Source organism: Gordonibacter sp. (assembly GCF_036667095.1).
Classification (GTDB): Bacteria; Actinomycetota; Coriobacteriia; order Coriobacteriales; family Eggerthellaceae; genus Gordonibacter.
Map to the genome: position 1 here is coordinate 1 of NZ_JAVWUP010000286.1, position 2,542 is coordinate 2,542.

Consider the following 2,542-nt stretch of genomic DNA (forward strand, 5'->3'; position numbering starts at 1 on the left):
GGTTGTGTGAGAAAAGAGAGCTCTAGCCGATCGACTGCATCGCGTAGAAGCCTGCTGGGCGCTGTCGTGGTGCCACGCTTGGGCTTGAGGGCGAGTTCAGGCGATGCGGCATGAGGTAGCTTGGTGCTGCTTGTGCGCCAGAATTCGAAAGCTGATATGTGGCTGATACAGAGGCTCATAAGTGAAGCCTAGCACAGGAAATATGAAATTGAAAGAATAGAAATATAGGAATTGATCAGGTAAAACAATAGAGAATTGCCGATTGAGTTTCGTTGGTTTTCGGGTAGGTTCTTGCAAGGTTCTTGTTTGATTTTTGTTGGACTTATGCTTGGTTTCTGCGGTGTTGCGCGCCTGTCCGCAAAGGTCTCGTTTTCGGGAAGCCTACGGCGCGGCTGGGTTATGCCAATGGCGATGCAGCAGTGGTATAGCCGAAAATGGCGTCCAGCGGCTGCTTTGGCAAGTTTTTCCTGCGGAAAACGGTAGGGGATATTTTTTGACCTGGCGTTTTGCGCGAAGGCTGCTGCCAGATGCTTCGCGAACCTTACCAAAGCGGTCGTTGGCCGCCATTTTGCCCGCCGATTGGGTTCGACGGCCTATGACTGCATCTTGCATCTTGCCTCATTGCCACTTGCCGCAGGGTAGGCGCAGCGCGCTTCCGTCCTCGCAGACCACGTACACGGCGAAGCCCCGCTTGCAGCTGGCGACGCAGTGCTCGCAGGGGTCAAGGTCGCAGTAGCAGTAGGCATCCTCGTCGGCGAGGGGGAACACGGCGCTGCGCTGTGCGATCTCGTGGGGCGAGAGCGAGCGCTGCAGGATACCGGTGAACGTTTTGACTACGATAAGCTGCGGCTTCGGTGCGCCGATCGTCCAGGACAGTACCAGGCGGTTGGCATCCATTCCTCCCAGGAAGTCGGTAGTGTATCCGACGTCGGCGGGCTGTACGGGTACGAAGGCGACGGGTGCCGCCGCCTCGTCGCAACAGGTGGGGCAGGGCGATCCAGCGTAGGGCGGCTGCATGATGGCCGACCGCCACTTGTCCGTCTCGACTCCTGCCGCGGTGCTGCCGAGGCCGACGTAGACCTGTCCGCAGCGCGCGCAGGCGAACAGGTCTACGTCCTCATTCCCGACACGTGGCTTCCAGGTGGCGCGGGTACGCGTCGGCGAGAGTCGAGGCTCCGCCGACGCGTCTCGGGAGTGTGCAGATGCTCGCGCAGAGGTGGCCGAGGGACCGACCTCCGTGAGCGCATGGCTCGCCTCGTGGTGTGTGGATGCGCGTGCAGGCATGGCCGGGTTTCGCTAGTCGAGGTATTCCAGCACGCCTCCGTGCAAGATGCAGTCCCGTGCGATGGTGATGCGCTGCACGGTGGGCGCGCCCTCTTCCAGCCACATGGCGCGGCAGTCGCGGTACAGGCGCTCCACCGGGCCGAACGGGTTGTCTTCGAAGTAGCCGTCGCCGCCGAATATCTCCATCATCTCATCGGACACGAGGCGCGTGGTGTCGATGGAGAACAGCTTGCAGCAGGCGGCCTTCTCGGCAATGTAGGCGCCATTGGGCTCGTGTAGGTAATCCTTGCAGAAGTCGTAGACCATGGTGCGCAGCGCGTGGATGTACATCTGCATGTTGGCGATCTTCATCTTGATGGCCTGGCGCGTGATGATGGGCTTGCCGAACGTGATGCGGTCGGCCGCACGCGCCAGCGAGATTTCCAGCATACGCTGCGCCATGCCCAGGTTTGACGCAGCGATGTGCACGCGCGACACGGCCAGCGAGTGCATGGCTATCTCCATGCCCTGGCCCTCTTCGCCCAGCAGGTACTTCTTGTCAACCTTCATGTTCGTGAACTTGAGGCCGGTGTGGCCGGCACCGCGGCAGCCCATCATGTGGGGCATGGGCGTGACCTCGTAGCCGGGGGTGTCCACCGGCACGTAGAACGTGGACAGGCGATGGTCGGGGTCGGCAGCCGGGTCGGTAACCGCGTGGATGTAAGAGTGCGTGTTCATGTCGGTGAACGAGATGAGCCACTTCTCGCCGTTCAGAATGTAGTCGCCGTTCTCGTCCTTCACCGCAGTGGTGTGCAGGTCGGCGCCTGTGCCGCCCGTGGCTTCGGTGAGGCACCAGGCCGAGAAGATGGACTTGTCTTGGAACAGGGGCATGAGCTCGGCCTTCAGCTCGTCTGAACCGAAGTCGTAGAGCGGCCGCCAGTTCAAGTCCTGGGCGAAGTGCATATGCATGCGCATGCCACCCGGGCCGCGCGAGAACTCCTCCTGGCACTTCAGTACCTCAAGCTCGTTCAAACCCCAGCCGCCGTATTCCTCGGGCAGCGACATGCGGTAGATGCTGTGCTCGTTGCACAGATCGTAGAACTTTTGCGGGAACTTGTTCGTTACCTCGATGTCGGCCTGCATGTCCTCGCAGGGTCCCTCGACGAACGCGCGAAGCGCCTTGAGATGCGCCTGCAATTCCTGCCCATTGAGCTTGCCCATATGTTCCTCCTTGAACGTCGGCACCGCTGGGGGGCGGCGCTGTTTGCCGTGTGGCTAT

3 protein-coding genes are annotated in these 2,542 nt (G+C 60.9%); all 3 read right to left on the bottom strand.

Annotation, left to right across the window (positions count from 1 at the left end):
• Positions 1-381: 381 nt before the first annotated feature.
• From RR842_RS13770 to RR842_RS13780, 3 genes are read right to left on the bottom strand one after another with little or no spacing between them, the layout of a single operon-like run.
• Positions 382-612 carry a hypothetical protein gene (locus RR842_RS13770; protein WP_332574786.1) on the bottom strand — a complete coding sequence of 77 codons (231 nt, stop codon included), beginning with the start codon at positions 610-612 and terminating at the stop codon, positions 382-384.
• Between the two features lie 6 nt (positions 613-618).
• Positions 619-1,284 (bottom strand): hypothetical protein, encoded by a 666-nt coding sequence (locus tag RR842_RS13775; protein ID WP_332574785.1) that lies wholly within the window; start codon positions 1,282-1,284, stop codon positions 619-621.
• 12 nt (positions 1,285-1,296) lie between these two features.
• Positions 1,297-2,484 carry an acyl-CoA dehydrogenase family protein gene (locus RR842_RS13780; protein WP_332521333.1) on the bottom strand — a complete coding sequence of 396 codons (1,188 nt, stop codon included), beginning with the start codon at positions 2,482-2,484 and terminating at the stop codon, positions 1,297-1,299.
• Positions 2,485-2,542 lie beyond the last annotated feature (58 nt).